General features: G+C 75.4%; 5 protein-coding genes. 1 reads left to right on the top strand and 4 read right to left on the bottom strand.

All coding sequences use genetic code 11. From position 1 onward, the window contains the following. From AB0G02_RS28170 to AB0G02_RS28155, 4 genes are all read right to left on the bottom strand, one after another. Positions 1-178: PAS domain-containing protein (locus AB0G02_RS28170; RefSeq protein WP_360799528.1), on the bottom strand; the 178-nt coding region annotated here is incomplete at its 3' end. An 82-nt stretch (positions 179-260) separates the two neighbouring features. Beyond that, a complete protein-coding gene (locus AB0G02_RS28165) occupies positions 261-725 on the bottom strand; it encodes a hypothetical protein (RefSeq protein WP_360799525.1) in 465 nt (154 codons plus the stop codon). Continuing rightward, positions 691-1,323 carry a sigma-70 family RNA polymerase sigma factor gene (locus tag AB0G02_RS28160; RefSeq protein ID WP_360799521.1) on the bottom strand — a complete coding sequence of 211 codons (633 nt, stop codon included), beginning with the start codon at positions 1,321-1,323 and terminating at the stop codon, positions 691-693. Before AB0G02_RS28160 ends, AB0G02_RS28165 begins: the two co-directional genes overlap by 35 nt. 194 nt (positions 1,324-1,517) lie before the next feature. Beyond that, the gene (locus AB0G02_RS28155; protein ID WP_360799518.1) at positions 1,518-2,726 is read right to left on the bottom strand and encodes a S8 family serine peptidase; all 1,209 of its coding nucleotides are present in this window, start codon (positions 2,724-2,726) and stop codon (positions 1,518-1,520) included. A gap of 76 nt (positions 2,727-2,802) precedes the next feature. On the opposite strand from AB0G02_RS28155, the gene AB0G02_RS28150 reads away from it, so the two are divergent. Then, on the top strand, positions 2,803-4,913 hold a 2,111-nt coding region (locus AB0G02_RS28150), incomplete at its 3' end, for a CHAT domain-containing protein (protein ID WP_360799515.1).

Raw genomic sequence — 4,913 nt, 5'->3', positions numbered from 1 at the left:
CCGGCAGCAGCGCCTCCAGCGCCGGGTTCGCGGCCACCAGCGCGCCGCGGGCGTCGAACAGCGCGATGCCCGCCGGGGAGCCGACGAAGACCTGCCGGAACAGCTCCGGCAGCGCCCACGCCTCGACCGCCGTGGGGGTGCTCCCCCCGGCGGGTGTGACTCCGACGGGCTGGGTCATGTGGGGTGTGCGGCGAAGGGGTGAAGATCAGGTCAGGCTGAATCTTCCGGACCCGCGGCCACCGCCGTCAAGGCCCGCCCCGTCACACCCGCACCCAGTCGGTCACCACGGTCGTGCCGCCGACCTCGCAGCGGAACCGCACCGGACCCGACGGCGGCGGACCGAGCAGGAACAGGCCCAGCTCGTCCAGCTCCGCCTCCTCCACCGGCCCCGTCGGGGTGACCAGCACGACCCGGCCCGCCGCCGCCGGCAGCACCTGCCCCGCGACCCCCGCCTCGGTCACCTCGACCTGCACGGACACGCCCTCCGCGTCGAACACGAGCTGCCGCGCGGTCTGCGTGGCCCGCGCCCGCACCGCCAGGTCCGCGTCCAGGACGGAGTCGTAGCTGGTCAGCGCGAGCAGTTCGGCGTCGACCGTGCGCCACGCGTACGCCGCGCGCGCCGCCCGGAGGACGTGGTCGGGCACGTCCCGCGCCTCCGCGAGCGCCGCGCCGAGCTCCCGCAGCAGCTCCTCATCGCTTTCCCACCCCGGATCGTCCCTCAACACCGACCACACCTCCTCCGCCCACCGGCCGCGGATCGATCAACCTCAGCACCGCGGGAGTCTTGCGCAACTTGTCCAGGCACCTGATCCGGGTGGGCCCGATGCTGCCCACCGGCATCGCCAGCTCCCGGGCGACCGCCGCGTAGGCCGGCGGCGGGTCGGCCATGAGCTTGGCCAGCAGCACCCGGCACTGCTCCGACAACGTGGCGAAGCCCTCGCGCAGCGCCTGCCGGCGCTGGGCGGCCTCCATCTCCTCGTCCAGGTCCGCGACCGCGTCGTCCGGGCTCGCCGGCTCGTCCTGGGACTGCGGGTCGAACGGCTGGACGCGCTGGTGGCCCCGCAGCACCCGCAGGCACTCGTTGCGGGTGGTCGTGGCGATCCACCCGGGCAGCGCGTCGGCCTCGCGCAGCCTGCCCACCTGCTCCACCAGCCGCAACCACACCGTCTGGTTCACGTCCGCCGCATCCGCCGGGCGCAACCGGTGCCGGTGGACCACCGCGAGCACCAGGGGCATGAAGCGCTCCACGATCTCGTCCCACGCGCGCTGGTCGCCCTCGGCCGCCGCGCCCACGAGCTCGGCGATCGGGGATGCAGGGGTCACGTCCCCTCCTCTTGTCCAGGGGATGCTGCGCCTCCGCCCCGGGCTGCACCGGCGCGGACCCCCGCCGGGCCACGGTCTGATCGTTCTCTGCCACACACTACGGAGCGACGACCCGGCCGCCGGATACATGCTCCGCCGGATCGCCGCAGTCCGCCCGCTCGGACTACCCGATCGTCTTGTTCGACCCGATCGGGCTACTCGACGAACGGTCCGTAGCCGGGGAAGAACTCGGGTCGGCCGACGAGCAGCAGGTCCCGCGCCGCGGTGGCGGACAGGTTGTGCTCGGTCATCGCCGCGGCGATCCGCCCGGCCACGTGCGGCGCGGCGAACGAGGTGCCCAGCCAGTAGGCGAACCGGTCGTAGACGTCGACCGGCAGACCGGGGACCTCCCACCGGCCCTTGAGGTAGGTGCTGGTCCGGTTGCCCACGGCGCACGCGTTCACCCAGTGCCCGAACCCGGCGTAGCAGGCGGGGGAACGGGTGCCGTCCCGCTCCTCGGCCACCGCGGACACGGCGACCACGTTCGGCAGCGCGGCGGGCCAGCTGGGCCTCGCGGTGCCGTGGTTGCCCGCGGAGGCGACCACCACGACACCGGCCGGCAGGGCCGCGACCGCCCGGCGCACCGGCTCGGAGGCCACGTCGTCCTGGGTGAAGCAGCCCAGCGAGACGTTGACGATCTGGACCTTCTCGTCGAACGACGACGGGGCCAGCGCCCGGACGAAGTCCTCCTCGGTGCCCATCCCGCTCGGCTGCAGCGCCTTCTCCGGGTCGAACCGCACGCCCGGCGCGGCCTGCCGGACCACGCCCGCGACGAACGTGCCGTGCCCGCCTTCGAGTGCGAACACGTCGTCGTGCGCGTAGGCGGCGTCGACCTCGTCGACCTTGGGCGTGAACGCGTTCGCCAGCCACTGCGGGTGGTCGGTCGCGGCGGTGGCCGAGATGCCCGTGTCGACGATGGCGACGACCACGCCCCGCCCCCGCCCCGCGGCGCCCGGGTCCGGGGCGGCCAGCGGTGTGCCGACCTTCGGCGGCTGGCCGGGGTTGCCGTGCATGTTGCCGCCGTGGCCCACGAGCACGTGGTGCGGCTGCACGAACGGCGTGCGCTCGCCCGGCCACTGCCGCGGGTCGCGCAGCAGGCGCACGACCTCCGGGATGTCGTCGGAATTGCGGGGCAGCACGAGGCGGTTCATTCCGGCGAAATCCCGGCCGCGGTCGGTGCCGATGTTGTTCTGGGCGAGTTTGCGGGTGACCCGTTCGAGGTCCTCGGGAATGGTCAGCAACTCACCGGCGACGAAGATGAATTCCCGTCCGCGTTCGGCGTGGAGGCGGAAGCTCTTGTGCTCGCGGAGGACCTGTTGGAACGCTTCTTGGTACAGCTCGGAGCGATTCGTCGGTTCGGTCACCGAGGCCTCACAGCAGCGTCGACGGGTGCTGGGCGTAGGCAAGCTACCACAGCGGTCTTGGTAATAAGGTGGGTTCGTGGCCGGGGTTTCCGCCGCCGCAGCGCTGGAAGCCCGGCAGCGGGACCCGCGCGCGGCCATCGAGATGGGTCGGTCCGCTCTGCGGGCGGCGAGGGCGTCCGGTGACGCCGAGGAGGCGTCCGCCGCCGAGCGGGCCATTGGCCTCGCGTGGCGCGAGTTGCACGACTTCGACGCGGCGCTGCGCCATTTGCGCCGGGCCGTGCGCATTGCCGAAGGGGCCGGTTCGGAGAGGGCGGCGGCACTGGCCCGGATGAGCCTCGCGTTCGTGCTCTCCAACACCGGCCGGCACGTCCAGGCGTTGCGCGCCATCAACGCGGCGCTGCCGCACCTGCGCGGCGTCGACGCGGGCAGCGGTCGGATGCAGCGGGGCGTGGTGCTGCACTACCTGTGCCGGTACGAGGAGGCGCTGCGCGAGTACAACGGCGCGATCGAGGTGGTGCGCCGGTTCGGTGAGCGGCTGGTCGAGGCGCGGGCGCTGAACAACCGGGGCCTGCTGCGCGCCTACACGGGTGGCCTGCGCGCGGCCGACGAGGACTTCGACCGCGCCGCCGTCCTGTACCGGGACCTGGACCAGGCGCTGGCCGTCGCGGACGTGCGGTGGAACGCGGGCATCTCCGCGTCCCGCGCGGGCGACGTGCCGCGGGCGTTGACGATGTTCGCCGAGGCCGAGCGCGAGTACCGCCGGCTGGAGGTGCCGCGGCCCGGGTTGCTGATCAACCGGCTGGAGCTGCTGGTGTCCGTGCCGCTGCTGGAGGAGGCGCGGGCGGCGGCCGACCGGGCGCTGGAGGAGCTGGGCGGCGACCTCGTGCTGGCCCGCTCCGAGGCGTTGTTCTACCGGGCCCGGGTCGCGCTGCTGGAAGGCGACCTGGACCGGGCCGTGGAGATGGCGGCCGCCGCGCGCAGGGGGTTCCGCCGGGAGAAGCGCGACGTGTGGGCCGAGGGCGCGCGGCACGTGGAGCTGCGCGCGGCCTACCTGAGCGGGCAGCGGACCAGGTCGCTGGTGGCCGCCCTGACCCGGGTGGCGTCCCGGCTGGACGCGCTGGGCTGGCGCATGGCCGGCCTGGAGGCGCGGGTCGATGCGGCGCTGGTGGCCCGCGACCTCGGTGACCGGAACCGGGCCGTGGCGGAGCTGACCAGGGCGGGCGCGGCCCGGCGGGGCGGCCCGGCGGCGCACCGCGTGCAGGGCTGGTACGCCGAGGCGTTGCGGCGCGACCTGCTCGGCAACACCCGTGGCGCGCAGATCGCGCTGCGCCGCGGCCTGGCGCTGCTGGACGAGTACCGGGTGTCCCTGGGCGCGACGGAACTGCGGGCGTTGAGCGGCGCGCAGGGCGGGGCGCTGGCGCTGGAGGGCCTGCGCGCGGCGGTCGCGGACGGCCGGGCGGGACGGGTGCTGAGCTGGGCGGAGGCGTGGCGGGCCGGCGCGCTGCGGATGACGCCCGCCCGGCCGCCGGAGGACTCCGGGCTGGCCGACGCGCTGGCCGAGCTGCGGGCCGTGACGGCGGACCTGGAGGCGGCGTCCACCGCCGGACGGCCGACGACCGCCCTGCGGCAGCGGCAGGTGCGCGGCGAGCAGCGGGTCCGCGAGCTGACCCGGCAGGCCGGCGGTGGCGGCGCGGTGTTCAAACCGCCCGAGGTGGGCGAGCTGGCCCGGACGCTGGGCACGTCCGCGCTGGTCGAGTACGTCGACCACGAGGGCGCGTTGCTGGCCGTGGTGGTCGCGGGCGGCCGGGCCTCGCTGCACCGGCTCGGCCCCCTCGACGGCGCGCTGCGCGAGCTCCGGCTGCTGCGGTTCGCGCTGCACCGGCTGGTGACCCTGCCCGACCACGTCGACCGCACCGCCGTGCGCGCGGGCGCCGACCACGCGGCCCGGCTGCTGCAGAACCGGCTGCTGGAACCGCTGCGTCGGCGGCTCGACGACCGGCCCCTGGTCCTCGCGCCCACCGGTCGGCTCGCCGGCCTGCCCTGGTCGGCGCTGCCCGCGTGCCACGGCCGCCCGGTGACGGTGGCGCCCTCCGCGACGGTGTGGCTGCGCGCCGCCTCCTCCACCGTCGCCTCGCACGATCGGGCGGTCCTGGCGGCGGGACCGCGGCTGCCCGCCGCGCCGACCGA

The sequence above is a fragment of the Actinosynnema sp. NPDC023658 genome (assembly GCF_040639995.1).
Taxonomy (GTDB): domain Bacteria; phylum Actinomycetota; class Actinomycetes; order Mycobacteriales; family Pseudonocardiaceae; genus Actinosynnema.
Note: the sequence above shows the minus strand (reverse complement) of the source record. Positions and strands in the feature narration are given on the sequence as shown.